Source organism: Kribbella catacumbae DSM 19601, from assembly GCF_000372465.1.
GTDB classification, from domain to species: Bacteria; Actinomycetota; Actinomycetes; order Propionibacteriales; family Kribbellaceae; genus Kribbella; species Kribbella catacumbae.
Genome location: NZ_AQUZ01000003.1, coordinates 14,434 through 40,463 on the forward strand (window position 1 = coordinate 14,434; position 26,030 = coordinate 40,463).

Below are 26,030 nucleotides of genomic sequence, written 5' to 3' on the forward strand. Positions count from 1 at the left end.
GCCCGAGGGGCTTATGCCTCGGCCGGGAACGGCACGCCGGTGTTGCTGTGGCAGCGGTAGCCGTTGGGGTTTTTGTAGAGGTACTGCTGGTGGGCAGCTTCGGCGTAGTAGAACGTTGTCGCCGGGGCGATCTCGGTGGTGATGTCGCCGTAGCCGAGGGGCTTGATCACCGGGGCGTAGAGGTCGCGGGTGCGCTCCGCCTCGGCCTTCTGGTCGTCGGTTGTGTAGTAGATCGCCGACCGGTACTGCGACCCAAGGTCGTTCCCTTGGCGCATCCCCTGTGTCGGGTCATGCGTTTCCCAGAAGACCTTGAGCAGGTCGGTGAAGCTGACCTTCGTCGGGTCGTAGACCACTCGCACGGCCTCGGTCTGGCCGGTGCCGCCGCTGCAGACCTCTTCGTACGTCGGGTTGGGCGTGTAGCCGCCGGCGTAGCCGACTGCGGTGGTGTAGATCCCTGGCTGCTGCCAGAAGATCTCCTCGGTGCCCCAGAAACAGCCGGTGCCGAACCAGACCTCCTCGAACCCGGCGGGCGCAGCAGCGGTCTGCGGCGTGCCGAGCACGATGTTGTCGGCCGGTACGGCGAACGCGGGCTCCGGCCGGCCCGGCAGGGCCGCGGCCGGTTCGATCAGGGCTGTCTTGTTCTTGAAGAACGACATCTCACACCTCTCGCAAAGTGACTCTCATAGTCTCCCAACGCCGTCCCCGCGGCGAACCTTCCCCCAGCCGATTACGGGGCGTTGACGTCACGCGATCATCGCGGCGGTACGCCGGAGCGGTGGTCCCACGGTCAGCGACCCGTACGCCGATGCGAGGCGCTCGACGGCGTCACGGAGCGTGTCCGGCTCCAGCGTGTACGGCAGGCGCAGGAACGACTCCAGCCCGCCGTCGGGGGAGAAGCGCGCCCCCGCCATCACCAGTACTCCGTGCCGCTGGGCTACACCGACCAGACTCGAGCTCACAGGCTCTGGGAGCTCGCACCACATCGACAGGCCGCCGCCGGGCAACTCGAAGCGCCACGACGGCAGCGCAGTACGGAGGGCTTCGGCGAGAGTGTCTCGGCGCAGTGCCAGAGCAGCGCGGCGTTCCGGGAGTATCGACGACCGCGACCGCAGCAGCCGAGTGACGACGAGTTGCTCCAGTACTGGCGCGCCGAGGTCGAGAGAGGCGCGGGCGTCGAGGATGCGGGCGACCAAGGCTTCGGGTACGCGCAGCCAGCCGATCCGCAGGCCGCCCCAGAACGACTTGCTGACCGAGCCGACCGTGATCACGCCCTGCGGGTCGAACACAGCGAACGGCGGCGGCATCTCCTGCCCGTCGAGCGACAACTCGAACAGCGTCTCGTCGATGATCGCGGTGGTCCGGGCACGGGCGAACACGGTCGCCAGCTGCTGCCGGTCGGCGGCGGACATCAGCCAGCCGGACGGGTTCTGGAAGTCGGCCACCAGCCAGGCGGCGCGGGGCGACGACTGCCGAATCGTTGCCTCTAGCAATGGAAGGTCCCAGCCGTGCGGGCTCATCGGCGCGGCGACCACGCGGCAACCGCTGCGCCGGATCGCGTCGACGGAGTTCGGGTGGGTGGGGCTCTCGGTCAGCACCCGGTCGCCGATCTGCGTCATCGCGCGGATCGCGATCGAGGTCGCGGCCAGGGCGCCCGCGGTGACGACGATCTGGTCCGCCGTCGTCGGCAGCCCGCGGGCCCGGTACGACGCGGCGATCTCCTCTCGCAACGCAGGCAGGCCTTGCGGGTGATACCCAGGCGTGGCCAGATGCAGCGGCAGATCCTCGAGCGCCTCGGTCACGGCGCTGCTGATCCCCGGCACGGCAGGCGACGCCGCGCAGGTGAAGTCATACATCCCGTCAGTGTCGATCCCGGGCGCGTGGTGGCGGCCCAGTTCGGGCTCGACCTTCGACGGCAGCGAGGTGACGCTGCCCGAACCGCGTCGGCTGGTCAGATAGCCGCGATCCCGCAGTTCCCGGTACGCCGAGGCGACGGTGGTGCGGCTGACTCCCAAAGCGTCGGTCAGTTCGCGCTCCGAAGGCACCCGCGCGCCAGGCATGATCCGGCCGTCCGCGATCAGCAACCGCAACCGCTCGGCCAGACTCCGGTACGCCGGTCCGGTGGCGTCCGACCAACTGCCGAGCAGCCCGGCGAGAGTGCTCGCGGGGAGATGTTGGCCTGTCATGCAGTCCACTATTGCGCAATTGGCTATCGAACACCAGGCCAATCGCGCACAAACTAGAGCACGTGACCGCCACTTCTGAAGCCGCGCCCACCCGGGGCCGCCAACTGTCCCCCCTGAACCCGATCGAGCAACTCCGGGCCGGCCGCCTCCCGCGCCGCCTCGTCCAGCTGTACCTCGGGCTCACCCTGTACGGCGCGTCGATGGGCCTGATGATCCAGGGTTATCTCGGGCTGGACCCCTGGGATGTGCTGCACGCCGGAATCACCAAGCACCTCGACATGAGCTTCGGGACGGTGGTGATCGCGGTGAGCTTCCTCGTCCTGCTCGCCTGGATCCCATTGCGGCAGTGGCCCGGCCTCGGCACGATCAGCAACGCCATCGTGATCGGCCTGGTGACGGACCTGACCCTGTCGACGGTCGACCGGCCGGACGAGCTCTGGCTGCGGACCGTCTTCATGCTCGCCGGGGTCGTGGTGAACGCCCTGGCCGGCGCGCTCTACATCGGCGCCCAGTTCGGCCCCGGCCCGCGCGACGGGTTGATGACCGGCCTCGTACGCCGTACCGGGCTGAGCGTCCGGCTCGTCCGGACCAGTATCGAGGTGACCGTGCTCGCGATCGGCTTTGCGATGGGCGGTGTCGTCGGCATCGGAACCGTCGCCTATGCACTCGCGATCGGCCCGCTCGTGCATGTGCTGCTTCCGTTGTTCACCGTCAAACTTCCTGACAGAAGCTAAAGTCAGCGGCTCCCGACCCACCTCCCCGTTCATTCGCCCCCTTTTCACCCTCCCGGCCGGCACGCAGTCAGCCGGGAGGTCCAAAGAGGGTGAAAAGGGGGCGAATGAACGGGGAGGTGCCGGGAGCCTGCGGTCCAGTGGGTCAGCCCACTCGCTCCAGCGTGCGGTCCTCGGTCGACGGCGTCTCGATCTTCAGCTTGCGTGGCCACCAGGCGCGGTGGCCGAGCAGAGCCGTCACACTCGGCACCAGGAAGATCGACATCAGGAACGCCGAGATAACGATGCCTGCCGCCACCGAGAAGCCCATCTCGGTCAGCAGTGCCATCCCGGCGAGCATCAGCGACGAGAACGTCCCGGCCAGGATCAGGCCGGCCGCGGCCACCGACGGGCCGCCGTGCTCGATCGCGAGATCGGCGGCCTCACGGGGATCGGTACCGCGTTCGGCCTCCTCGCGCAGCCGGGCGATCATCAGGATGTTGTAGTCGGTGCCGATGGCAACGACAAACAGGTACAGCATGATCGGCAGCGAGAACGTCACGCCCGGGTGCCCGGCCGCGCCCTGGAAGACGAGCACGGTCGCGCCGGTGGTGCTGAAGAAGCTGAGCACCACCGCGAGCATCAGCACCAGCGGCGCCAGCAGGCTGCGCAGCAACAGCGCCAGGATGATCGCGATCAGTCCACCCGCGACCGGGAAGATCACCAACAGGTCGCGGCTGTTGGCGTCCCGGATGTCGGTGTAGCTGGCGCTGACCCCGCCGAGCAGCGTCGTCGTACCGGCCGGGGCGTCGGCATGCGCGGCGTCGCGCAACGGGCCGTCGACGAGATCCAGAGCCGCCTTCGTGTACGGCGGATCGGCCAGCACCACGTTGATCTGGGCCACCGACTTGTCCGGGTTGAGCAACGCCGGGGACCCGTCTGGCGCGGCGGGGAGTACCGAGCCGACGCCATCCACCTTCGCCAGCTTCCCGGCGTACGACGTGAGCTCGGCCGCGTCGAGCGGCGTACCGTCCGTGCTCTTGACGTAGACCGTGGTCGGGCTGAGCGCGCCGGCGGGGAAGCCGGCTTGCAGGTCCTTGACCGCGCGGCCGGACTCGGTGTCCTTCGGGAGCTGGCTGAAGGCGTCGTAGTCGACCTTCATCCCCAACGTGCCAAGGGCGAGCAGAACCATCACGCCACCGGAGACCAGTGCGACCACGGCGGGCCGGCGGGCGGTGAATCGGCCGAGGCGCTTGAAGGTCGCGCCCTTCGGCGTCTTCTGCCAGGATTTCGACGGCCAGAACACCTTCGGGCCGAGCAGCGAGACGACGGCCGGGATCAACGTGATCGCGGCGAAGGCCATCACCGCGACGGCGATCGCCAGGCCCGGACCGAGGCTCTTGAAGCCACCGAACACGGCCAGCAGCAATGCGCTGAAGGCGACCACGATCGCGCCTGCCGCCGACACGATCACCTCGGAGACACGTGCGGTCGCGTGGACCAGCGCCTCCTTGGGCTGCTCGCCGGCGCGAAGACGTTCCCGGTAGCGGAACAGCAGGAACAGGATGTAGTCCGTTCCGACGCCGTACAGCACGACGGTCAGGATGGTCTGCAGGTCCTGAGTCACCTGCAGGTCGAACGCCTTTGCGGCAAGGGCGATCAGCCCGGGAGCGATCGCGCTGACCAGGCCGACCGTGAGGATCGGCAGCAGCGCGGCGACCGGGCTGCGGTAGATGAACAGCAGCAGGCCGACGATCAGTACGAGGGTGGCGATCCCGACCACGATGAAGGCGTTGTTGAACGCGTCCTGGTTGTCGAGGAAGAGCGCGGCGTCCCCGGTCACGCCGTACTGGAGGCCGCTGTCGGCCATCGCCGGGCCGGTCAGGTCGCGGACGTGCTGGACCGCGTCGAGAACGGGCTGCTCGTCGGGCAGGCCCTTGAGCCCGACGCTGACGAGTTGGACCTGTTTGTTGGGGGAGACCGCTTGCGGGCCGGTCACGGCGCCGGTGACGCGTTCGATCTTCGCGGCGGTGATCTTGCTCGCGAGTTCGGTCGCCTTGGCTTGGTCCGCAGCGGTCAGTACGCCGCCGTCGGTGCGCTTGATGACGATGCTGGCGGTCGCGTCGTTGGTCTGGCCGAACGCGTCGGCTCCGAGCTTCTGGGCCTGGACGGACTCGTAGGAATCAGGCAGGAAGCTCGCCTGATCCTTGTTGGTGACATCCGCGAGCGTCGGCGCGAACGCGACCACGGCGATCGCCGCGATCACCCACGCGGCGATCACCTTCCACGGGTTGTGGACGACGAAGCGTCCGAGCTTGGTGAACACAGGCCCCTCCTGATTCTTCCTCTACCTGCCGGTCGGTAGGTAGACTACCTGCCGCACGGTAGGTAAGGAAAGTGAGAGGGTGGGGGAGTGCAGCACGAGACCAGTTCGCGAGACGGTGTCAGGGACGGCGTCAGGGATAAGGCCCGCGATACCAAGGCTGAGATTCATGTGGCGGCGCTGGAGTTGTTCTCCAGCCGCGGCTACGAGAAGACGAGCCTTCGGGAGATCGCCGAGCAGGTCGGTATCACCAAGGCGTCGCTGTACTACCACTACTCGTCGAAGCAGGAACTGCTGCAGGCGATCATCGGGACGTTCTTCGACGACCTGAACGACGTGTTCGCGCAGGTCGACGAGCAGCCGTGGTCACCGGAACGCGAGTCGGAGGTGCTCGGCGCCTACCTGGACGCCATCATCAAGCACCGCGCGACCGGGCCGACCCTGCTGCGAGACATGACCGCCGTACTCGCCGCGTTCGGCGAGCGGCTGGACGACCTGATCGAGCAGAGCCGGCGCTTCCAGCTGTGGCTAGCCGGCCCGGATCCGACCCCAACCGACCGCCTGCTGGCGGCCGCCGCTGTAGAGGTCGCCGGCGCGGTCCTGTCCGGCGGAATGGGCCCGGCCGACGTCTCCGACGAGGACATGCGAACCATCCTGCTAGACGCCGCAGGCGCAGTACTGGCCCGAAGAACACGCTGACAGCCAGCCGCAGGGGCGCAGTACCGGTCTGGGAACGCGCTGGCGGTCGGAGGCGGACGCAGTACTGGCGCCGAATGCGCTGACGCCCGGCCGGGTGGGCGCGGGCGTCAGAGTTGGTGGCGCTGGGGGTCAGCGGTCCAGGCCGTCTGGTTTTCGGTGCTTGTTGTGGCCGGTGGCAGCTTCGCTCTTCTGGCCGTCGGCCGCTTGGTGAGCGGCCGGCTTTGTCGCGACCGCTGCGGCGGCGGGTGCCATGGCTGGGTCCGCGCCGGGCGCCGGAGGGCCGCCCTTGGCCGGCTTGCCGCTCTGATCCGTCTGCTGGTCGACGGGGGAGTTGCCGTTGTTCCACTCGAACTGCTGCCCGGAGATGCTTTCCGCGCCGGGCTGGCTGGTTTCGGCAGTCGGCCGGCTTGATTCCACGCCGTACTGGTTCTGTGTCACCGGGCCTGTGGCGCCGTTCGCCATCTGCACGCCGTTGACAGGGCCGTTGAAGACCGGGCCGTCGCTACTGACCCCGGCCGGCGCACTGTGGCGTCCGCCGGTCTCCGGCGTCTCGAAGGCGGGCACCACCACCGTGTGGTTGAGCCCGACGTGGAACGCCTTGGCGTCCGCGGCCTTGACCGCAGCCAGGTCCGGAGCCGCCTGCGCGGCAGCAGGCGCCGTCTCCGGCGTGATAACAGGCAGCTCAATGGTCGGCGGCCCGTCGGCAAAGGCAGCGGGAGCCGTGGGCTGGGCGCTGCGACCGGTCGGGTTCTGGCGGCGTTCGCTGTAGTCGGCACGGAACTTCTCGGCCTTCGCCTTCGCACCGTCCAGCACTGCCTTAGAACCGTCCGCCACCGCTCTCGAGCCGTCCCCCACCGCCTTTGACCAGCGCGATGCCGTGTTCACCACGTTCGCGGCTCGCTGTCCCATGGTCTGGCGGACGACAGGTGGCCGCGCGGCGACGGCCGCCGCGGCAGCCCGCGCCTGGGCGTAGTGCTGTTGCGCTGCCTGCTCGATGCCGCTGCGTACGACTCCACTCATTTGGGCGTGCGAGAGCATCTTCAGATCCTGCTTGTCGACCCCCGAGCGGCCGATCGCCTCCCGGACGGCCGGGTCGATCCGCTTCACCTCGCTCTTGGCCTGGGCATAGGCCATCTTGAGGAGGTACTTGCCGTCGCGGACGTCCTTGCGGTTCTCGTTCCACTGCGAGAGCTTCTTGAACGGGTTGCGGGTCCGCTGGTTCGACGGTGTCGTCGCCTGGACCTGCGCGGCGGCCTGGGCGTTGAGTTGCTGGGCGAAGCGTTCGTGGCCGGTCCCGTAGAGGGCGGCGACGTTGGCGTGCGCCAGGTGCTTCAGGTCGCTGCCGTTCATCCCGGAGCGCCCGACAGCCGCAAGCACGGCCGGATCCATCCGCTTCACGTCCCGCGCCGCCTGGGCGTACGCGGCCTTCAGGGTCCTCGTACCTCGCCGGGTCATCCGGCGCGGGGACGGGTTCGAGAGGCTCACGGTGCTCCTAGTCGATGTAGACGGCGTAGTTGACCCCGACAGCCGTCGTCAACGGCTCCTTGGTCGGCTTCGTGCTGTAGAGCCGGTACTGCGCTCCCGGCCGCAGCCAGACCGCAAGGTGTCGACGCCCAGCGCCGGCACCCGGTTCCCACTCGTCCTCGAACCCGTCGACGCTGTCGTCACTGGCGTAGTCCGGCGCACCCCAGTGCCGCCGCGCCAGCGCGAGGTGGTCCGGCCAGTGCGCGTCCAGCCCGGCCTCGGCCGCGGCGAGGTCGTCAGGACCGATGTCGTACGCCGACCAGCCGCTGTCCGGGCAGTCCGAGAAGGCCAGGCCGGCGAAGACGATCATCGTGGTCGCGCGTGGAGTGGTGAAGCCCCAGGAGACCATCTCGTCGTCGATCACCTCGCCCGGTTCGAGCGGCCACGGCTTCCAGTTCGTGTGCGTCATCACCCGGTTGACCAGGGCGCGGACGACCGCCAGACCGGACTCGTCGTCGTCCGGACCGGCCAGCACGGTCCAGTCACCGATCTCGGCGAAGTCGGCCATCGCCCGGTCGTCCTGGTCGAGGGGCCTGTCCTGCGTTTTCATCCGCGGCGTTCCTTCCATACGTCCCAAAGCATCACAGCGCGTCAACCAGGGAAACCGTAGGCCTCTCGCGGGGTCACCGCCAGTCGCCATCCACAGGCAGTCCGTACGCCCGTCCGGTGGCTGTGGACGGGATGCCTGTCCCGATGGGACCAGGACGTACGCTGGTCCGGTGAACTCTGAACACTCCTACGGCTTCGAGACGCTTGCCATCCACGCCGGGAACGAGCCCGACCCCACCACCGGAGCGGTGGTGCCGCCGATCTACGCGACCAGCACCTACAAGCAGGACGGTGTCGGCGGGCTCCGCAACGGCTACGAGTACTCCCGGTCGGCCAACCCGACCCGGACGGCTCTGGAGGAGTGTCTCGCGGCGATCGAGGCCGGCACCCGCGGGTTCGCGTTCGCGAGTGGGCTGGCCGCCGAGGACACCCTGATCCGCTCGCTCTGCGTGCCGGGCGACCACGTGGTCTTCCCCGACGACGCGTACGGCGGCACCTTCCGGCTGTTCTCCAAGGTGCTCGGCACCTGGGGCGTCGAGATGACCCCGGCGGCGGTGACGCACCCGGACGCGATCCGGGCCGCGATCCGCCCGGGTAAGACCAAGGTGATCTGGCTGGAGACGCCGACCAACCCGCTGCTCAACGTGGCCGACATCGCGATCGTCGCGCAGATCGCCCACGAGGCCGGCGCGCTGCTGGTGGTCGACAACACCTTCGCCTCGCCCTACCTGCAGCAGCCGCTGGAGCTCGGCGCCGACGTGGTGGTGCACTCCACCACGAAGTACATGGGTGGGCACTCCGACGTCGTCGGTGGCGCGCTGATCGTCCGCGACTCCGGGCTGGCCGACAAGATCGCCTTCCACCAGAACGCGATCGGCGCCGTCGCCGGCCCGTTCGACGCCTGGCTGGTACTGCGTGGCATCAAGACGCTCGGCGTCCGGATGGACCGGCACAGCGACAACGCGGAGAAGGTCGTCGACTTCCTGCAACGGCACCAGGGCGTCACGTCGGTCCTGTACCCGGGCGTCGACGGCCACCCCGGCCACGAGACGGCCGCCAAGCAGATGAAGCGGTATGGCGGCATCGTGTCGTTCCGGGTCACCGGTGGCGAGGAGCACGCGATCGACATCTGCAACAAGGCCGAGGTCTTCACCCTGGGCGAGTCGCTCGGCGGCGTCGAGTCGCTGATCGAGCACCCGGGCAAGATGACGCACGCCTCGGTCGCCGGTACGCCGCTGGAGGTGCCGGCCGACCTGATCCGGCTCAGCGTCGGGATCGAGACGATCGACGACCTGCTCCAGGACCTCGACCGCGCGATGTCGTGAGCCTGTGGGTGGCGGTCGACTTCGGGTCGACCTTCACAAAGGCGATCGCGGTGGACGCCGGCTCGGGTGACCTGGTCGCCCGGGCCGAACACCGCACCACGGTCGACACTGACGTGATGGACGGCTGGCATGCCTGCCGTACTGCGTTGCTGTCGGCGGACGCCGGTGTCGCCAAGGCCGAGGTGCTGGCCTGCTCGAGTGCGGGCGGCGGTCTGCGAATCGGTGTCGTCGGCAACGAAGAGCTCGTCACCGCCGAGGCGGGCCGGCGGGTCGCGTTGTCCAGTGGCGGGCGAGTGGTTGCCGTGGTCAACGGTGGGCTGACGGCAACGTCTTTGAAGGCGTTGCGGGCCGAGCGCCCCGATGTCGTGCTGCTGCTCGGCGGCACGGACGGTGGCAACTCGGCGGTGATCACCAACGCGGCCGCGGTACTGGCGAAGTACAAGTGGCGGCGACCAGTGGTTGCTGCTGGCAACATTGATGCGCAAGCCGAGATCCGCGAGTTGTTGTCGGCGGCAAGCGTTCCGCAGGTGATCGCGGCCAACGTCGTGCCAGAGATCGGGGTGTTCGCGCCGGACAGTGCGCGGGCGGCGATCCGGGAGATGTTCCTCGCGCACGTGATCGGCGGGAAGAACCTGTCGCGGGATCCCGGCTTCGCGGCGATGGTCCGGGCGGCGACGCCGGACGTCGTACTGCGTGGTGTCGAGGTGCTCGCCAAACTGCACGGGGACGTCGCGGTGGTCGACATCGGCGGCGCGACCACGGACGTGCACTCGGTCATCGAGCTCGACCCGGAGGACGCGAACCTCGGCCGCGAGGTGGTCGCCACCCATCCGGTCACCCGCACGGTCGAAGGCGATCTCGGCATGCGCTGGAGCGCAGCACCGGTCGTTGCGGCGGGAGTCGAGGCCGGGCTCCTCGAAGCCGGTACTCCGCTCGAGGGTGCGGCGAAGCGACGGCATGACGATCCGTCGTTCCTGCCGGGTGACGCGCAAGAGGCGTCGTACGACGAAACTCTTGCCCGGGTGGCCGCGACGGTGGCGTTGCGGCGGCATGCGGGCAGGCAGCGGGTGGTCTTCGGGCCGGGTGGACGCGTGATCGAGCGTTCCGGGAAGGACCTGCGCGAGGTGGACCTGCTTGTCGGGTCCGGTGGAGTGTTGCGGCACAACGGGCCGGACGTCGCGGCCCGCATCCTCGGCGGCATCTCGGCGGGGGCGCAGGAGGAGGGCTGGCTGGTGCCCACTGCGGCTCGTACGTGTGTGGACTCTGACTATGTGCTCGCCGGCGTCGGCTTGCTCGCCGACCTGGACGCTGCAGCCGCCCAAGGGTTGGCAGCCCACATTCATGGAACCGTCGGCGCCGGGCACTAGTCTCAGCAACGACTGAGAACCGGAGGTGTCATGAGCAAGCCGGACGAGCCGGTGGGGCGGGACGACTCGGCCGACGTGCCTGAGGGTGGTAGGCGCCGGGACCGCGTACCTGAGGTCGGCAGCGATGCGGAGAGTCCGGTTGCGGACAACTCTGCCGCCACCAACATCAGCGACACTGTCGTGCCGACTGCCACCGACGAGCACCTAGTCGCGTCGTCGAGTCGGGGGCGGGTGGATCTCGGCGTCACCCCGGCCGTGCAGATCGCGAGTGCGTGGTCGTGGCGCTTCCTGGTGATCGTCGCGGCGGTTCTGGTGATCGCCTACGGGATGCGGTACCTGTCCGAGGTCGTCGTACCGGTGACGGTCGGCATCCTGCTGACGGCGCTGCTCGTGCCTGTCACCAACGGCTTGCAGAAGCTTCGCCTGCCGCGGGGAGCGGCCGCAGGGATCACCGTGCTCGCCACGATCGTGGTCGTCGCCGGCCTGCTCACGCTGGTCGGCGCGCAGATCGCCAACCAGTTCGACAAGTTGTCGGCGCAGGTGGGCGAGGGCGTGCAGGAGTTGCGCGATCTGCTCCGGATCAACTTGGGTTTGAGCGAGCAGGACATCACCGAGTCGCTGAACAGGCTCAGGGACACCGTCATGAACGGTGGCGCGCTCGGTCAGCGCGCGGCCGAGGTCGGTACGACGGCGACGCACGTCATCGCCGGGCTGTTCATCGCGCTGTTCTGCCTGTTCTTCTTCCTGTACCAGGGTCCGCAGATCTGGGCCTGGGTGGTGCGGCTGTTCCCGCTGCAGGCGCGGGAGAAGGCCGATTCGTCCGGGCGCAAGGCATGGGTCTCGCTGACGGCGTTCGTCCGCGCGACGATCATCGTGGCGGCGGTCGACGCCATCGGCATCTCCCTGGGCGCGGCCATCCTCGGCCTGCCGCTGGTGAGCGCGATCGGCATCCTGGTCTTCGTCGGCGCCTTCGTACCGGTTGTCGGTGCGCTGGTGAGCGGCATCGTCGCAGTACTGGTCGCCCTGGTCGCCAAGGGCCCGATCGTCGCGATCGTCATGCTCGCCGTGGTGATCGGAGTGCAGCAACTGGAAGCCCACGTCCTCCAGCCGTTCCTGCTCGGCCGGGCAGTCAGCGTTCACCCGCTGGCAGTGATCCTCGCCATCGCGACCGGCGTAGTGGTCGCCGGGATCGTCGGCGCCCTGATCGCAGTACCGACAGCCGCAGTACTCAACACAATCATCAACCACCTAGCCGGCAACGACGTAGACCCAGAACCACCCCGCCCCATCCCCCGCCGCCGCCATCACCCCCCAGCCGGCGAACCGTCAGTCTGAGCTGGTACGCAGTACAGGAAAAGCAGCCGCCCTCCGGGACTCCCCGAGGGCGGCTGCTTTGGTGGTGCGGGTTAGTGCATCGAGGCGGCGGTGGAGGCCTCGAGGTTTTCTTCCTCGGGCTTCGGGCCGTCGGTGCGGCCGGCGAGGCGCTGCTCCGGGGTGATGATCGCGAGGATCAGGGCGATCACCAGGAAGGGCAGTGAGACCAGGAAGACGTCGTCCATCGCGTCGACCAGGCCGTGCAGGGCCCAGCCCTTCATCGGCTCCTTCAGGCTGTGCAGTGCCTGCACGCTGTTGGCCGCCTTGGCGAGTCCGTCGATCATGCTCTGGGTCGCGTTCGGGACGATGTCGCCGAGGTGGACCTCCAGCCGGCTGGTCAGTACGGCGCCGTACACGGCCGTACCGATCGCGCCGCCCATCGAGCGGAAGAAGGTCATCGTCGACGTCGCCGTGCCCATGTGCTGTCTCGGCACGCTGTTCTGCGCGGCGGTGACGGTGATCTGCATCGACAGGCCCAGGCCGGCGCCCATCACGAACATGTAGATCGCCAGCTGCCAGTACGGCGTGGTCAGGCCGATCGTGGACAGCATCACCATCGCGCCGCCGACCAGGACCGCCGAGATGATCGGGTAGATCTTGTAGCGGCCGGTCTTGCTCATCAGCTGACCGCTCGGGATGGAGGCGGAGAAGATCCCGATGATCATCGGCAGCAGCGCCAGGCCCGACCGGGTCGGCGACATATCCTTGACGGCCTGCAAGTACAGCGGCAGGAAGATCAGCGCGCCGAACATCGCGAAGCCGAGCAGGAACGCGTACGCCGCGTAGCCCGAGAAGATCCGGCCCTTGAACAGGTCCATCGGGATGATCGGCTCGGACACCCGCAGTTCGACGAAGACGAAGGCGACGGCGAGCACGACCGAGCCGATCAGCAGCGCGAGGGTGGTGCCGTTGCCCCAGCCGTTCTGCGGCCCGGACCAGGAGACGGCCAGCAGCAGAGCGGTCACCGCGCCGGTCACGATCGAGGCACCGAGGTAGTCGATCTTGTGGCTGCGCCTGGTGTGCGGCAGCTTGAGCACGGCGGCGACGATGCCCAGCGCGACCAGGCCGATCGGCAGGTTGATCCAGAAGATCCAGCGCCAGCCGGGGCCGTCGGTGAGTACGCCGCCGAGCAGCGGGCCTGCCACCGAGGAGAGGCCGAACACGGCACCGAAGTACCCCATGTACTTACCGCGCTCGCGCGGCGGGATCACGTCGCCGATGGTGGCGAACGCGAGTGACATCAGACCGCCGGCGCCCAGACCCTGGACGGCGCGGAAGCCGATCAGCTCTTCGATGTTCTGCGCCAGCGCGGACAGCACCGAACCGGCCAGGAAGGTGACGATCGCCGCGATGAACAGCGGGCGGCGGCCGTACAGGTCGGAGATCTTGCCCCACAGCGGAGTGGAGGCGGTCGAGGTCAGCAGGTAGGCGGTGACCACCCAGGACAGCTTGTCCAGGCTGTTGAACTCGCTGACGATCTGCGGCAGCGCGGTACCGACGATGCTCTGGTCGAGCGCGGCCAGGAACATGCCGGCCATCAGGCCGCCGAGGATCACCAGGATCTGCTTGTGGGACAGGTAGTTCGGAGTGTTGGGATCAGGCGCTGAGGCGCCGCCTGCGACGGCGGGCTCTGTGCTGCTCATGCGTTGTTCTCCACGTTCTGTGTGTCTTTGGGGCGCGCCGCGGCGGCAGCGGCGGCCCAGCCCTTGTCGGCCCAGGCCTTGCTCGCGCCGTCGCGCGCGTCGACGAGGCTGGTGACACCGTCGGCGAACCGGGTCATCAACTTCTCGAAGGTCTCGATGTCTGTGTCGGTCCAGCCGTCCATCGCTTGGCTGAGCAACTCCATCCGGCGCTTGGAGGCTGCTTCCCACTCCGCCGTGCCCTGCTCGGTCAGCTCGACCCGGAAGGCCCGGCCGTCGTCAGGGTCAGCGGAGCGGCGGACCAGTCCCGCCTGCTCGAGCGCCCGGACGTGCCGGCTGGCGGTGGAGGCGTCGATCTCCATCTTGCCGGCCAGGTCGGACAGTCGCAGTGCACCGTTGCACCGCAGGACGAACAGCACCAGGTGGGCGCTGTGGTCGATCGTGTCGCCGGGCTGCTTCGACTTCAGCCGGCGGCCGATCCGGGTGAAAGCGTGCAGGACGCCCTCCACCGGCGTCTGCGGCGCCCAGCCGCTCTCATTTACATGCATGGTGCAAGCATATACATGCTTGCGTGATACACGCAAATGAGTTTCCGCCGCTGAGGGGTGAGTGGCAAACGGTTAACTTCGCGTCCTCGAGCGGTCACGCTGAGGCAACCGGCGAGAATGAGGGCACCCGGCGAGAGTGGAGGACGGCATGCAGCAGGTGGCGGTGGTGACCGGTGGCGGTTCCGGGCTCGGGCGGGAGATGGCCCTGGCGCTGGCCGCGGCCGGGTTCCAGGTCACGGTCACCGGGCGGACCGAGGCGAAGCTCCGCGAGACGGCCGAGGCCGCGGCTGGAGTGGCGGCCGTCGGGTCGGTCGGGGTCGGGGAGGTGCGGACCGCAAAACTGGATGTGGTGGATGGTTCGGCCGTCTCGGCGTTCTTCGGGTCGCTGGAGCGGATCGATCTGCTCGTGAACAACGCGGGGACGGGGGCGCCGGCGGCCGCAGTACAGGATGTGACGGAGGAGGACTGGCGGCGGGTTGTCGACACCAATCTGACCGGGTCGTTCCTGTGCGCGCAGGCCGCGTTCGCGTTGATGCTCCGGCAGCAGCCGTCGGGCGGGCGGATCATCAACAACGGGTCGATCTCGGCGCATGTACCGCGTCCGCACGCGATCGCGTACACGGCCTCGAAGCACGCGATCACGGGGTTGACGAAGGCGCTGGAGCTGGAGGGTCGCGACCAGGGGATCACGGCGAGCCAGATCGACATCGGCAACGCGGCGACGTCGATGACCGCCAAGATGAGCGCTGGTGTGCTGCAGCCCGACGGCTCGACGGCTGTCGAACCGACCTTCGATCCCAAGATCGTCGCTGATCTCGTGGTCCGGATCGCTCAGTTGCCTACGGACGTCGCTATCCCGACGCTGACAGTGATGGCGGCCGGCATGCCGTTCGTGGGACGCGGCTAGAAGCGGGTCGTTGTCACACGAGCAGCGTCTCGAGTTCTGCAAGTCGGCTGAACATGTCGGGTAGGCCGCGCACGCCGTTGCGTACGGACTCGTGCGACAGCGCGAGATCAGGGCCGGTGCTCGCCTCGACACCGGCGAGGCAGCGGTGGATGTTCGACCTCGTGAACCCCAGCCAGCCGCCGATCATGAACACGAACCAGCTTGGACCCGACGGCGGCAGCACTCCGCCCCCTGCAACGTAGCCGTCGAGGACCGAGCGGAAGATCGCGGGCTCGATGTTGTCGAAGCCAGGACCCTTCGCGAGGCTCAGCGCGGTCGAACCAAGCTCACCCGCCAGGTCGAGCATCCCCGAGAGCTCCCAGTCGAGCACTACCGGCCGGCCGTCTCGAGCGAGCAGGTTCCACGGTTGGATGTCCTTGTGGGTCAGTACAACGGGGCCTGGCCGTTCGCAGGTGTCGACGAAGTGGGCAATCGCGAGGAGCGTCTCGACCTGGGAGGCGAGCTCGTCGGCCCACGGCTGCCCGGTTGCCACCGCCCGCTCGGCGAGCTCGGGCCAGTCCCGTGCCGCCGGGTCCTCGACCGGCACTTGGGTCCACTCGACGTCGAGCGCGTGGATGCGGGCGAGAATCTCACCGATCTCGAACGCGTACGCCGCCGACACCGGTGCTTCGGGCAGCTTCTCTCCCTCGACCCACCGATGGACGATCGTGTGCTGGCCGGCCGAGATCGGCTCTGGCATCGGGATGCCGGCGGCGAAGGCTGCCCGCTCGAACCTGAACACGTCCTCGATGCGGTAGGTCCAGCGGCGGTCGACGAGGTTCAACTCCTTCACCGCGAACGACCCCTGGTCGGTGTCGAGCCGGTACATCCGGTTGGCGAACCCGCCGTGGACACGGATCATCGGGCCGATCGGAGCACCGAGATGCGAAAGATTCACCTCACGCACTCTAGGAGTCGGAGTTCGTCGATGCACCCGGAATTGCCTGGGGGCATGTAGGCCGAATGGCTGCAGTAATGCAGGAGCCCGCGTGGGGAAGTCCAGCCCGACCAGCCAGCCGTCGATGTCGGTGGGGCGGTTTAGGGTCGTGGGGTGGCGGAGTCGCGGGAGTCGTTGGTGCGGGCGCGGGGGTTGCGGAAGTCCTATGGGGATTTCGAGGCCGTCGCGGGGATTGATCTGGATGTCTGGAAGGGGGAGGCGTTCGGGTTCCTCGGGCCCAATGGGGCGGGCAAATCGTCGACGATGCGGATGATCGGGGCGGTGTCGCCGGCCAGTGGGGGCGAGTTGCGGATCCTGGGGATGGATCCCGGCGTCGACGGGCCGGTCATCCGGGCGCGGCTGGGCGTGTGCCCGCAGGACGACACGCTCGACGTCGAGCTGTCCGTGCGGGAGAACCTCACGATCTACGGCCGGTACTACGGGCTGAGCCGGGCCGTGTGCCGGGAGCGGGCCGACGAGTTGCTCGAGTTCGTCGCGCTGACCGAGAAGGCCAAGGTCAAGGTCGACGAGCTGTCGGGCGGGATGAAGCGGCGGCTGACGATCGCGCGGTCGCTGGTGAGCAAGCCCGACCTCTTGCTGCTGGACGAGCCGACCACCGGGCTGGATCCGCAGGCGCGGCACCTGCTTTGGGACAAGTTGTTCCGGCTGAAGCAGGCCGGTGTCACCCTCATCATCACCACGCACTACATGGACGAGGCCGAGCAGCTGTGCGACCGGCTGGTCGTGATGGACGCCGGGCAGATCGCGGCCGAGGGTTCGCCGGCCGAGCTGATCCGGGAGTACTCGACCCGCGAGGTGACCGAGCTGCGGTTCGGCCCGGAGGTGATGTTCGCGGATCACGACGCGCTCGCGGGCAAGGTGGAGGACCTCGCGCAGCGCATCGAAGTACTGCCTGATCGGCTGTTGCTCTACACCGATGACGGGGAGCGCGCGGTCGCGGCTGTGCACGAGCGTGGGCTGGAGCCGGCCGCCGTGCTGGTACGCCGGTCGACGCTGGAAGACGTGTTCCTCCGGTTGACCGGCCGGACGTTGGTCGACTGATGACGGTCGTCGCAGTGGAGAACGGTCGTCGCCAATTCTACTACTGGGCGATGGTCTACAAGCGCACATGGAAGGGCAGTCTGGTCAGCAGCTTCCTGCTCCCGCTGCTCTACCTGGCCGCGATGGGGATCGGGCTCGGCTCCTTCGTCGACGACAACGGGTCCGGTGCGCTCGGCGGAGTCAGCTATCTGCAGTTCATCGCGCCCGGGTTGCTCGCCTCGACTGCCATGCAGATCGCGGTCGGCGAGTCGACGTACCCGGTGATGGGCGGGATCAAGTGGCACAAGACCTTCTTCTCGATGATCGCGACGCCGTTGCGGCCGGCCGACGTCATGTACGGGCAGCTCGCCTTTATCGCCTTCCGGGTGCTCACGACCTGCGTGGTGTTCACCGCTGTCATCGCCGCGTTCGGCGGGCTGAGGTCGGCGTGGGGCCTGCTCGCCCTGCCGGTGTCGCTGCTCGTCGGGATGGCTGTGTCGGCGCCGGTCTGCGCGGTCGCGGCCGGGCTGCACAACGACGCGGGCTTCGCGATGATCTTCCGGTTCGGCGTCGTCCCGGCGTTCCTGTTCTCCGGCGCGTTCTTCCCGGTCTCGCAGCTGCCGAACTGGATCGAGTGGCTCGCGTACCTGAGCCCGTTGTGGCACGCCGTCGAGTTGTCGCGTGACCTCAGCCTCGGCACGGTCGAGCTACTGCCCGCGCTCGGCAACCTGGCCTATCTGTCCGCGTGGTTCGCCGTCGGCACCTGGTTCGCGGTCCGCAACCTGACCCGGAAGTTGATCAGCTGATGGCGACTCTCACCGCCCGCGTGATTCCGGTGCGAGCCGGCAACGGCCGCCACCTGGTCGAGCGGAACTTCCTGGTCTACCGCCGATCCTGGGTCGTGTTCGTCTCGGGCTTCTTCGAGCCGGTCTTCTACCTGCTCTCGATCGGCATCGGCGTCGCCCAGCTGGTCGGCGACTTCAGCCTGTCGGACGGCACCGTGATCGGGTACGCCGCCTTCGTCGCGCCGGCGATGCTGGCCAGCTCGGCGATGAACGGCGCGATCTTCGACTCGACGTACAACATCTTCTTCCGGATGAAGTACGCGAAGCTGTACGACGCGATGCTCGCGACCCCGCTGCGGCCCTGGGACGTCGCGACCGGCGAGGTGACCTGGGCGCTGCTGCGGGGCGCGTGCTACTCGGCGATGTTCCTCCTGGTGATGCTCGTGATGGGGCTGATCCAGTCCTGGTGGGCGCTGCTCGCGCTGCCGGCGTCGGTGCTGCTCGGCTATGCGTTCGCCGGCGCCGGGATGGCGCTGACCACGTTCATGCGGAGCTGGCAGGACTTCGAGTTCGTCCAGCTGGCGACGATGCCGATGTTCTTGTTCTCGGCAACCTTCTACCCGGTCGAGACGTACCCGGGCTGGATCCGCTGGCTGGTCGAGATCACCCCGCTCTACCAGGGCGTCGCGCTGGAACGCGCCCTCACCACCGGCGCCGTCAGCTGGACGCTGCTGATCAACGCCCTGTACCTCGCGGTGATGGGCACCGCCGGCATGTACGTCGCGTCCCGCCGCCTCGGCAAGCTACTGCTCAAGTAGCGGCAGAGGTTGCTGCGGTGAAAAGCAAGCAGGCGGAGGTGGCGCCCGGGTCCTGGTGGCCGACGCTTCGTTCGCCGAGGTAGCTGGCGCGGCCCTTGCGGGCGAGCATGCAGATGGTCGATTCGCGGCCCGCTTCGGCTGCCAGCAGTCCGGCGCGGAAGACGTCGGGCAAGTCATACTGCGCTGCTGCCGCGGCGTCGATCGCGTCGACGCCCGGCGCGAGTACGTCGTACAAGGTCTTGTCGCCGGCCTCGGCGCGGCCGCGGGCGACGACCCCGGCCAGGCCGGCCCGCAGGCCGAGCGCGAACCGGCGGCTGTCCAGGTCAGGATCGTTGCCGATGGCATCACCAAGGCAAAGGAAGAAGCTGCCGAAGAGTGGCCCGGCGGCGCCACCGACCTTGCTCACCACAGTCCGGCCGACGTGGCTCAGCAGATCCCCGGGCTGCTGCGGCGCGGTCGCCAGCCCGGCCGCCACGACGGTGAAGCCGCGATCCAGATTGGTGCCGTGATCCGCGTCGCCGATCGCCGCGTCGAGCGAGTTGAGCTGGTCGTGGTGAGCGCTGACGAGTCCGCTGAACTCGTGGATCCAGCGCGAGAGCAACTCCACCGTGATGGTGTCGCTCATGCTTGTGCTGCCTGCCGGCTCGCAGCCCGAGTGCGAGACAGTGCGGCAAAGGTCAGCCCGGCCAGTACTCCGGCGCTGAGCTCGGCGAGCAGGTAGACGGGGAGCTGGGCGAAGTTCACCTGGCCGCCGGCGAGCTGCTGGATCAGCATCGGGCCGACCGTGCGCGCCGGGTTGATCGAGGCGCCGGTGACGGGCGCGACCGGGATGATCGCGCCGAAGACGATCAGGCCGATCGCGAGTCCTGCGAACCCGGGTGCGGCCTTGCGTTGCGTCGCGCCGAACACCGTCAGCACCAGGATGAAGGTTCCGACGAACTCGGCGATGAAGGCTTGCGGTACGCCGACGCCCGCGCCGTACGTCGCGACGCCGAGCCCGAGGTCACTCGCCTTCGACCCGAGGACGCCGAGGATCGCCGTGGCTCCGACGATCGCGCCGGCCAGTTGCGCTCCGACATACGCCGGAACCAGGGACCATGGGAACTTTCCGGTCGCGGCGAGACCGACCGTGACGGCGGGGTTGATGTGGTTGCCGGAGATCGGGCCGAGCGCGTAAACGGTGGCGATCACCGCGGCGGCGAAGGCGAGCGAGATCATCCCGAGGTCGGCCATCGTGAACGGTGCCGAGCCGTTCACGATCAGCGTCGCGGGGACGGCGCCGACACCGACGAACACCAGGATCGCGGTGCCGATCAGCTCGGTGGCCAGGCGCTGGGGCAGGGAGTTGTCGTCCATTGGGGAGTCCTTCCGGGAGCGACCGGAGTACGGCGTGGAAGTCTGAAGACCGTTCGACATTATCGAATGATTCTCGGAAGATACGCCTGTGGTTCACTGCTGTAAAGACTTGTTCGATCCACTGAGGGGAACTGGGATGATCCAGTCCGTCGACCGGGCGATCCGGATCCTCGGAGTGCTGCAGGGCGCGCGAAGGCTTAGCCTCTCCGAGGTCGCGAGCCGGCTCGAGCTGCCGCCGTCGACGGCGCACGGCATCCTCAAGACGCTGCAGGCGCACGGCATGGTGGTGCAGGATCGCGACTCGAACCGGTACCAGCTCGGGCCGGCCGTGCTCAAGCTCGGCAACGTCTACCTCGACACCCTGGAGCTCCGGTCTCGCGCGGTGACCTGGTCGGAGGAACTCGCCCGGCGCAGCGGTCACGCGGTCCGGACCGGAGTGCTCACCTTCGACGAGGTGGTGATCATCCACCACGAACCCAGGCCCGACGGCAGCCGGCAGATGCCCGAGGTCGGCATCGTGATCCCCGCCCACGCCAGCGCGCTGGGCAAGGCGTTGCTCGCGTTCCTTCCTGAGCAGGTGGATGGGCTGCTCGCCGGCGACAAGCTGCGCAGCATGACGTCCGAGACGCTGATCGATCCCGCCGTACTGCGCTCGCAGCTGACCGAGATCGCTCGGGAGGCGCTGGCCACCGAGCGGGAAGAGGCGGTGCTCGGCGAGGCGGGCATCGCGGCGCCGATCTTCGATGCGTCCGGGATGGCGGTCGGTGCCATCGGCATCGTCCTCCCCGCTGCCGATTGGCCGCCCGCCGAGTCGACCTTCACTGCCGTCCGCGAGGCGGCCCGCAACATCTCACGCGAGCTCGGCGCATCGCGCTGGCCCGTCAGCGTCTGACCCGAACCCCCGGTCCATCAACCCCGGGCCCTGGCCCGCGCGTCGCGCTCGACCGTGCTCGGCGCCCACCTCGGCAGGCCACGTTCGATGGCGTGGCCGTCCGCGCCCCCCTTTACAGCGAGATGAACAGCGACCTATCCTCGAAACATATTCGACATTATCGAATGGTGTTCACAGATCTCCGAAAGGGTTGCTGTCGTGAAGAAGCTCATCAATGCGCCGGCCGACGTGGTTCCCGAGATGCTGAGCGGGTTCGCGCTCGCCAACCCCGCGATCGTGCTGCTGGGCGACGGGGTGGCGGCCCGGGCCGATGCCGAGGAGTTGGGGGCCGCCGGGCAGGTCGCGTTGATCTCCGGTGGTGGGGCCGGGCACGAGCCGGCGCACGCGGGGTACATCGGCCGCGGGATGCTGACGGCCGCGGTGGCCGGCGATGTTTTCAGCTCACCATCGGCGGACGCGGTACTGACCGCGATCCGCGCGGTCGGCGGGCCGGCCGGCGTGGTGCTGATCGTGAAGAACTACACGGGCGACCGGCTGAACTTCGGGCTCGCCGCCGAGATCGCCCGCGGTGAGGGGATCCCGGTCGAGCTCGTCGTGGTCGCGGACGATGCCGCGCTCGCGGACAGCGACGACAACGCCGGTCGGCGCGGTCTCGCGGGAACGGTGCTCGTACACAAGATCGCCGGCGCCGCGGCCGAATCCGGACAGTCGCTGGCAGACGTCGCGCGGATCGCGCGGGCGGCGGCCGCCTCGGTGGCGACGATGGGGGTCGCGCTCTCCGGCTGCACGGTTCCCGCCGCGGGCAAGGCCGGCCTCGACCTCGGCCCGGACGAGATCGAGTGGGGACTCGGCATCCATGGTGAACCAGGCGTCGAACGCGGCCCGATCCCGACCGCCGACGAGATCGTCGACCGCTTGCTCGGCCAGCTCGTCGCCGACCGCGACCTGTCCAAGGGTGACCGCGTGGTCCTGCTGGTCAACAACCTCGGCGGTACTCCGGCCATGGAGCTCGGCATCATCGCTCACCGAGCCGTCGACTACCTCGCCGCCCAGGAGATCAGGCTCGAACGCCTCTGGGTCGGCACATTCCTCACCGCACTCGAGATGGCCGGCTGCTCCCTCTCCCTTGCCCGTGTCGGCGACCAGGCACTCACCTTCCTCGACGCACCTTCCGAAACCACCGCCTGGCCTGCCGCCCACCTCGGCCGAGTCTCCTCAAATCCTGCTGAGCCACAGCCGGCCGCCACCCCCTCGACGCAGTCCGCCTCCGGTTCGCCTGCGCTGGCCCACCTGCAGCCGACCACTGACGCGACCACGCCCTTCCATCCCATCGACGAATCGCTCTGGCGATCGGTGAGCGCCGTTTGCACTGCATTGATCGGCGCGGAGCAGCAGCTCACCGATCTCGACCAGCTCGTCGGTGATGGCGACCTCGGCATCAGCCTCGCCCGTGGCGCACGAGCCGTGCTCGCCGCCAAAGCCGACTACGACGGCACCGACGACGCTTCCGCTCTGCGCGGAATCGCCGCCACCATTCGTCGTACCGTCGGCGGCACCTCAGGTCCGCTGTACGCAGCCCTCGTACTGCGAACCGCCGCCGCCCTCACCGCCGGACGCTCCTGGCCTGAGTCCTTCGCAGAAGGCGTCGATGCCATCGCCGAACTCGGCGGCGCAAAGATCGGCGACCGCACCATGCTCGACGCGTTGCTCCCGGCGGCGGCCCAGCTGCGTACCGGCGTACTGGCTGATGCCGTGGCTGCCGCGCGGAAGGGCACCGATGAAACGGCCGGCATCCTGGCCCGCCGCGGCCGCTCGAGCTATCTCGGTGAGCGGGCTCTCGGCACCGTCGACCCAGGCGCCGAGGCCGTCGTCATCTGGCTCGATGCGATCGCCACCGAGCACGCAGCACTAGAGGTCAGCTGATCAACCCGCGGGGAACCAGAACTCGTCCGCGACCGCCACCCGGGGTAGCCCAGAAGGCAACACCAGAAGGGCTTCGTCGTCCGGACGCACCACCACCGCCGTGACTCTCACAGCACCCTCCCGTCACTGAACGGAGCGTAGTAGGTGAACGTTTGGTAGCCCACCGATTTACTGACCCGTCATGGACCATCCGGTCTATACCTTGGTCCTCGTGCCCGTGTTCGCCGCTTTCAAGGCCCTTGCCAATCGCAATCAACGTCCCTTGGTCATCACCCCCGACCCGACGCCGCGCAAGCGGCGGATGCCTGCCGGCCACCGCCAGTGGATCGAAGACTCGATGGACTGGTTGCTCGAGGAGTTCGGACCCGAGCTGCTGAACCAGCCGATCCTCCAGCCGGCCGATCTGATCCCTGCCGGCTACGACGCGAGCACTGAGGCAGGAAGGGCGTTGTTCGCGCAGATCTGCGAGCGGATGGCCATCGACGCCTCGAGCGTCGAGCTCCGGTTCGACCTGAACGAGGTCAGCGACCAGCTTCCTGACGACCTGCCGCTGGCCGACCAGCATCTGCACGAGCTCGTCCAAGGACAGTTCGGGCTGTGGCGCCAAGGCACCGACCGCAACCTGATCCGCGTCTCCGCGAGCCTGCTCGAACAACCCGATGTACTGGTCGCCGTCCTGGCCCATGAGGTCGGCCACGAGGTACTGCTCGGCTCGGGCCGGATCGCCACCTACCGGGTCGACCAGGAAGCACTGATCGACCTCTTCGCGGTCTTCGCCGGCTTCGGCATCTTCATGGCGAACGCCGCCCACGCCTCCATCCCGGACGGTGAAGAGGACCGGCAGGTCCCGCGCTTCTACCTGCGCGAGCACGCGTTGTCCGACTCACTCGCGTACTACGCCCTGCTGCGCAGCGAGCGTGCGTTGCCGTCCTGGCACCAGCAGCTCGACTGGCCGGTGCGGATCCGGACCGTCTCGCGGCTGCACAAGCTCAAGGAAGCACTGCAAACCGGTAGCTGATCGCAACCGACTGGTCGCCCGCTGCGTCCGAGCTGCATGTTCAAAGCTTTCAGAGCCCGGATGCGGCGACTCAAGGATCAGGCGGCCCTGGTCGAGCGGCTGAAGGCACCCGTGGAAGAGCTGCCCGGCGGCCAGGACCAGTGGATCCGGGATTCGATGGACTGGTTCATCGAGCAGTTCGGGCGCGACGTCCTCACCCGTCCGATCGTGTCGCCGTCCGCCTTCATCTCCGCCGGATACGACGGCTCGGAGGCGGCGGCGAGCGAGCTGTTCGAGCGAGTCCGCGAGGTGATGGGGGTACCGGCCGGCCGGCTCGAGTTGCGCTTCGACCTGGACGACCGCAACGCCGAGTTCGGCGAGGTCAGGCCGGTGCCGGTGCTGGCCGGCGCGACCAGGATGCGCTTCGGGGCGTGGCTGCCGGGCAAGGAACGCAACACCGTCTTCACCAGTGCGAGCCTGCTCGGCGAGCCGTCCGTCCTGGTGGCGAACTTCGCCCACGAGATCGGTCATGAGCTGCTGATCGGCTCCGGTCGGGTCAGTCGCACGCGTCCCGACCAGGAGTCGCTGACCGATCTCCTCGCCGTGTTCCAGGGCTTCGGCATCTTCATCGCCAACGCGTCCTTCGGCCGGGTGCCGGGCGGCGTACGTCGTACCGGGGCGATGTTCTACCTGCGCGAGCGAGCCCTGACCGAGGCTCTCGCGTACTACGCGTTCCTGCGTGGCGAGCGGACGGTCCCGGGCTGGGAGAGTGAGCTCGACTGGCCGGTGCGGTTCGGTCTGGCCGCCCGGCTGAGCGACCTCGAGGAGGCATCACAGCCCGGCAAATGAGCCCTGCAAATGGGCCCGCCGGAAGTACTGTGGGCTGGTGAGTATCAGCGCGGCTGAGATTGCCCGGGCAGCGGAGCTGCTGCACGACGTGGTGGCGCCGACCCCGTTGGAGTACTCGCGGTGGCTGAGTGACCTCGTCGGCGGCGACGTGTTCCTCAAGTGCGAGAACCTGCAGCGGACCGGCTCCTTCAAGCTGCGCGGCGCCTACGTCCGGATGGCGCGGTTGTCGAAGAAGGAGCGCGCCCGCGGCGTGGTCGCGGCGAGCGCCGGGAACCATGCGCAGGGGGTAGCGCTCGCGGCGCAGCTGCTCGGGATCAAGGCGACGGTGTTCATGCCGTACGGCGCACCGATCCCCAAGGAGAAGGCGACCCGCGCGTACGGCGCCGAGATCCGCTTCGTCGGTACCTCGATCGACGACTGTCTCACCGCGGCTCGCGAGTTCGAGGCGGAGACCGGGGCGATCCTGATCCATCCGTTCGACCACCGCGACATCGTCGCCGGGCAGGCGACCACCGGGCTGGAGATCGTCGAGCAGTGCCCGCAGGTGCGGACCGTCGTCATCCCGACCGGCGGTGGCGGCCTGATCGCCGGGATCGCGCTGGCGATGCAACGCGACGGGCTGCCGATCGAGGTGGTCGGAGTCCAGGCGAAGGGCGCCGCGGCGTACCCGGCGTCGCTGGAAGCGGGCAAGCCCGTGCAGCTGGAGAAGATGGCGACGATGGCGGACGGCATCGCGGTCGGACTGCCTGGCGCGGTCCCGTTCGAGGCGATCCAGCAGCACGTCGGTGAGGTGCTCACGGTCGACGAGAACTCGTTGTCGAAGGCACTCTTGCTGGTACTCGAACGCGCCAAGCTGGTGGTCGAGCCGGCCGGCGCGGCAGCCGTGGCCGCAGTACTGGACGACCCGAAGCGGTTCAAGCCGCCGGTCGTCGTGGTCCTGTCGGGTGGCAACATCGACCCGTTGCTGCTGATGCGGGTGATCCGGCACGGTATGGCGGCGGCCGGGCGGTACCTGTCCCTGCGGGTTCGCATCCCCGACACCCCGGGTGGGCTGGCGACGCTGCTGACCCGGCTCGCCGAGGTGGATGCCAACATCATCGAGGTGGTGCACGAACGCATCTCGGAAACGCTCAACCTGGACGAGGTCGAGGTCGCGTTGCAACTCGAAACCCGGGGTGAGGACCACCGCGAACGGGTATTGGCGAGTTTGAGCTCCAACGGATACACGTACACGCTGAACTGAG

General features: G+C 68.5%; 24 protein-coding genes. 14 read left to right on the forward strand and 10 right to left on the reverse strand.

The genetic code is table 11. From position 1 onward, the window contains the following. Window positions 1-11 precede the first annotated feature (11 nt). Window positions 12-656: a peptide-methionine (S)-S-oxide reductase MsrA gene (gene msrA, locus A3ES_RS0104000; protein ID WP_020385491.1), complete on the reverse strand. Its 645-nt coding sequence runs from the start codon at window positions 654-656 to the stop codon at window positions 12-14. A gap of 87 nt (window positions 657-743) precedes the next feature. After that, on the reverse strand, window positions 744-2,183 hold the full coding sequence (gene yczR, locus A3ES_RS0104005) for a MocR-like transcription factor YczR (protein ID WP_020385492.1): 1,440 nt from the start codon (window positions 2,181-2,183) through the stop codon (window positions 744-746). A gap of 62 nt (window positions 2,184-2,245) precedes the next feature. On the opposite strand from yczR, the gene yczE reads away from it, so the two are divergent. Beyond that, window positions 2,246-2,917: a membrane protein YczE gene (gene yczE, locus A3ES_RS0104010; protein ID WP_020385493.1), complete on the forward strand. Its 672-nt coding sequence runs from the start codon at window positions 2,246-2,248 to the stop codon at window positions 2,915-2,917. Between the two features lie 142 nt (window positions 2,918-3,059). Here yczE and A3ES_RS0104015 read toward each other — a convergent pair whose 3' ends face one another. Beyond that, on the reverse strand, window positions 3,060-5,219 hold the full coding sequence (locus A3ES_RS0104015) for an MMPL family transporter (protein WP_020385494.1): 2,160 nt from the start codon (window positions 5,217-5,219) through the stop codon (window positions 3,060-3,062). An 87-nt stretch (window positions 5,220-5,306) separates the two neighbouring features. On the opposite strand from A3ES_RS0104015, the gene A3ES_RS46175 reads away from it, so the two are divergent. Further along, window positions 5,307-5,915: a TetR/AcrR family transcriptional regulator gene (locus A3ES_RS46175; RefSeq protein ID WP_157630329.1), complete on the forward strand. Its 609-nt coding sequence runs from the start codon at window positions 5,307-5,309 to the stop codon at window positions 5,913-5,915. 129 nt (window positions 5,916-6,044) lie between these two features. On the opposite strand, the gene A3ES_RS0104025 is transcribed toward A3ES_RS46175, so the two are convergent. Both A3ES_RS0104025 and A3ES_RS0104030 read right to left on the reverse strand, forming a co-directional pair. Beyond that, the gene (locus A3ES_RS0104025) at window positions 6,045-7,400 is read right to left on the reverse strand and encodes a hypothetical protein (protein WP_157630330.1); all 1,356 of its coding nucleotides are present in this window, start codon (window positions 7,398-7,400) and stop codon (window positions 6,045-6,047) included. A 7-nt stretch (window positions 7,401-7,407) separates the two neighbouring features. Continuing rightward, window positions 7,408-7,989 carry a hypothetical protein gene (locus tag A3ES_RS0104030; RefSeq protein ID WP_020385496.1) on the reverse strand — a complete coding sequence of 194 codons (582 nt, stop codon included), beginning with the start codon at window positions 7,987-7,989 and terminating at the stop codon, window positions 7,408-7,410. 169 nt (window positions 7,990-8,158) lie between these two features. Here A3ES_RS0104030 and A3ES_RS0104035 point away from each other — a divergent pair, with 169 nt between their 5' ends. The 3 genes from A3ES_RS0104035 to A3ES_RS46185 are packed head-to-tail and all read left to right on the forward strand — an operon-like array spanning window position 8,159 to window position 12,015. After that, window positions 8,159-9,313: a cystathionine gamma-synthase gene (locus A3ES_RS0104035; RefSeq protein ID WP_020385497.1), complete on the forward strand. Its 1,155-nt coding sequence runs from the start codon at window positions 8,159-8,161 to the stop codon at window positions 9,311-9,313. Continuing rightward, window positions 9,310-10,680: a glutamate mutase L gene (locus A3ES_RS46180; RefSeq protein ID WP_020385498.1), complete on the forward strand. Its 1,371-nt coding sequence runs from the start codon at window positions 9,310-9,312 to the stop codon at window positions 10,678-10,680. The genes A3ES_RS0104035 and A3ES_RS46180 overlap by 4 nt, the downstream gene beginning before the upstream one ends. 30 nt (window positions 10,681-10,710) lie before the next feature. Continuing rightward, window positions 10,711-12,015 (forward strand): AI-2E family transporter, encoded by a 1,305-nt coding sequence (locus A3ES_RS46185; RefSeq protein ID WP_020385499.1) that lies wholly within the window; start codon window positions 10,711-10,713, stop codon window positions 12,013-12,015. 71 nt (window positions 12,016-12,086) lie between these two features. Here the strand turns inward: A3ES_RS46185 and A3ES_RS0104050 are convergent, their stop codons facing one another. Both A3ES_RS0104050 and A3ES_RS0104055 read right to left on the reverse strand, forming a co-directional pair. Continuing rightward, complete coding sequence (locus A3ES_RS0104050; protein WP_020385500.1) at window positions 12,087-13,697, reverse strand: MDR family MFS transporter; 1,611 nt, start codon at window positions 13,695-13,697, stop codon at window positions 12,087-12,089. After that, complete coding sequence (locus A3ES_RS0104055) at window positions 13,694-14,242, reverse strand: MarR family winged helix-turn-helix transcriptional regulator (protein ID WP_051084623.1); 549 nt, start codon at window positions 14,240-14,242, stop codon at window positions 13,694-13,696. The genes A3ES_RS0104050 and A3ES_RS0104055 overlap by 4 nt, the downstream gene beginning before the upstream one ends. Before the next feature lie 148 nt (window positions 14,243-14,390). Here A3ES_RS0104055 and A3ES_RS0104060 point away from each other — a divergent pair, with 148 nt between their 5' ends. Then, window positions 14,391-15,149 carry an SDR family oxidoreductase gene (locus A3ES_RS0104060; RefSeq protein WP_026162529.1) on the forward strand — a complete coding sequence of 253 codons (759 nt, stop codon included), beginning with the start codon at window positions 14,391-14,393 and terminating at the stop codon, window positions 15,147-15,149. Between the two features lie 13 nt (window positions 15,150-15,162). On the opposite strand, the gene A3ES_RS0104065 is transcribed toward A3ES_RS0104060, so the two are convergent. Continuing rightward, the gene (locus A3ES_RS0104065) at window positions 15,163-16,086 is read right to left on the reverse strand and encodes a phosphotransferase family protein (RefSeq protein WP_026162530.1); all 924 of its coding nucleotides are present in this window, start codon (window positions 16,084-16,086) and stop codon (window positions 15,163-15,165) included. Between the two features lie 153 nt (window positions 16,087-16,239). On the opposite strand from A3ES_RS0104065, the gene A3ES_RS0104070 reads away from it, so the two are divergent. Genes A3ES_RS0104070 through A3ES_RS0104080 form a run of 3 tightly spaced genes read left to right on the forward strand, consistent with a single transcriptional unit; the run spans window position 16,240 to window position 18,769 of the window. Beyond that, complete coding sequence (locus tag A3ES_RS0104070; RefSeq protein ID WP_020385504.1) at window positions 16,240-17,187, forward strand: ABC transporter ATP-binding protein; 948 nt, start codon at window positions 16,240-16,242, stop codon at window positions 17,185-17,187. Then, window positions 17,187-17,972 carry an ABC transporter permease gene (locus A3ES_RS46190; RefSeq protein WP_020385505.1) on the forward strand — a complete coding sequence of 262 codons (786 nt, stop codon included), beginning with the start codon at window positions 17,187-17,189 and terminating at the stop codon, window positions 17,970-17,972. Before A3ES_RS0104070 ends, A3ES_RS46190 begins: the two co-directional genes overlap by 1 nt. Further along, window positions 17,972-18,769 (forward strand): ABC transporter permease, encoded by a 798-nt coding sequence (locus tag A3ES_RS0104080; RefSeq protein ID WP_020385506.1) that lies wholly within the window; start codon window positions 17,972-17,974, stop codon window positions 18,767-18,769. Before A3ES_RS46190 ends, A3ES_RS0104080 begins: the two co-directional genes overlap by 1 nt. Here the strand turns inward: A3ES_RS0104080 and dhaL are convergent. Next, complete coding sequence (gene dhaL, locus A3ES_RS0104085) at window positions 18,762-19,394, reverse strand: dihydroxyacetone kinase subunit DhaL (RefSeq protein ID WP_020385507.1); 633 nt, start codon at window positions 19,392-19,394, stop codon at window positions 18,762-18,764. The two genes, A3ES_RS0104080 and dhaL, sit on opposite strands and share 8 nt — an antisense overlap. Continuing rightward, window positions 19,391-20,125: an MIP/aquaporin family protein gene (locus A3ES_RS0104090; protein ID WP_020385508.1), complete on the reverse strand. Its 735-nt coding sequence runs from the start codon at window positions 20,123-20,125 to the stop codon at window positions 19,391-19,393. The genes dhaL and A3ES_RS0104090 overlap by 4 nt, the downstream gene beginning before the upstream one ends. Window positions 20,126-20,261: 136 nt before the next feature. On the opposite strand from A3ES_RS0104090, the gene A3ES_RS0104095 reads away from it, so the two are divergent. The 5 genes from A3ES_RS0104095 to ilvA all read left to right on the forward strand — a co-directional run bounded on the left by A3ES_RS0104095 (window position 20,262) and on the right by ilvA (window position 26,029). Next, window positions 20,262-21,017, forward strand: coding sequence for an IclR family transcriptional regulator (locus tag A3ES_RS0104095; protein ID WP_020385509.1), 756 nt, complete (start codon window positions 20,262-20,264; stop codon window positions 21,015-21,017). 198 nt (window positions 21,018-21,215) lie between these two features. Further along, window positions 21,216-22,940: a dihydroxyacetone kinase family protein gene (locus tag A3ES_RS0104100; protein ID WP_020385510.1), complete on the forward strand. Its 1,725-nt coding sequence runs from the start codon at window positions 21,216-21,218 to the stop codon at window positions 22,938-22,940. Between the two features lie 181 nt (window positions 22,941-23,121). After that, window positions 23,122-23,958 (forward strand): hypothetical protein, encoded by an 837-nt coding sequence (locus A3ES_RS0104105; protein ID WP_020385511.1) that lies wholly within the window; start codon window positions 23,122-23,124, stop codon window positions 23,956-23,958. A 60-nt stretch (window positions 23,959-24,018) separates the two neighbouring features. After that, the gene (locus A3ES_RS51000) at window positions 24,019-24,786 is read left to right on the forward strand and encodes a hypothetical protein (protein WP_020385512.1); all 768 of its coding nucleotides are present in this window, start codon (window positions 24,019-24,021) and stop codon (window positions 24,784-24,786) included. Between the two features lie 37 nt (window positions 24,787-24,823). Then, window positions 24,824-26,029: a threonine ammonia-lyase gene (gene ilvA / locus A3ES_RS0104115; protein ID WP_020385513.1), complete on the forward strand. Its 1,206-nt coding sequence runs from the start codon at window positions 24,824-24,826 to the stop codon at window positions 26,027-26,029. Window position 26,030: the final 1 nt, after the last annotated feature.

Coding starts and splice junctions, on each gene's coding strand:
- A3ES_RS0104055 (WP_051084623.1), bottom strand. CDS start 14,242: ATGCATGTAAATGAGAGCGGCTGGGCGCCGCAGACGCCGGTGGAGGGC.
- A3ES_RS46190 (WP_020385505.1), top strand. CDS start 17,187: ATGACGGTCGTCGCAGTGGAGAACGGTCGTCGCCAATTCTACTACTGG.
- A3ES_RS0104105 (WP_020385511.1), top strand. CDS start 23,122: ATGGACCATCCGGTCTATACCTTGGTCCTCGTGCCCGTGTTCGCCGCT.
- dhaL (WP_020385507.1), bottom strand. CDS start 19,394: ATGAGCGACACCATCACGGTGGAGTTGCTCTCGCGCTGGATCCACGAG.
- A3ES_RS51000 (WP_020385512.1), top strand. CDS start 24,019: ATGCGGCGACTCAAGGATCAGGCGGCCCTGGTCGAGCGGCTGAAGGCA.
- A3ES_RS0104030 (WP_020385496.1), bottom strand. CDS start 7,989: ATGAAAACGCAGGACAGGCCCCTCGACCAGGACGACCGGGCGATGGCC.
- A3ES_RS0104080 (WP_020385506.1), top strand. CDS start 17,972: ATGGCGACTCTCACCGCCCGCGTGATTCCGGTGCGAGCCGGCAACGGC.
- A3ES_RS0104050 (WP_020385500.1), bottom strand. CDS start 13,697: ATGAGCAGCACAGAGCCCGCCGTCGCAGGCGGCGCCTCAGCGCCTGAT.
- msrA (WP_020385491.1), bottom strand. CDS start 656: ATGTCGTTCTTCAAGAACAAGACAGCCCTGATCGAACCGGCCGCGGCC.
- A3ES_RS0104090 (WP_020385508.1), bottom strand. CDS start 20,125: ATGGACGACAACTCCCTGCCCCAGCGCCTGGCCACCGAGCTGATCGGC.
- A3ES_RS0104095 (WP_020385509.1), top strand. CDS start 20,262: ATGATCCAGTCCGTCGACCGGGCGATCCGGATCCTCGGAGTGCTGCAG.
- A3ES_RS46185 (WP_020385499.1), top strand. CDS start 10,711: ATGAGCAAGCCGGACGAGCCGGTGGGGCGGGACGACTCGGCCGACGTG.
- A3ES_RS0104060 (WP_026162529.1), top strand. CDS start 14,391: ATGCAGCAGGTGGCGGTGGTGACCGGTGGCGGTTCCGGGCTCGGGCGG.
- yczR (WP_020385492.1), bottom strand. CDS start 2,183: ATGACAGGCCAACATCTCCCCGCGAGCACTCTCGCCGGGCTGCTCGGC.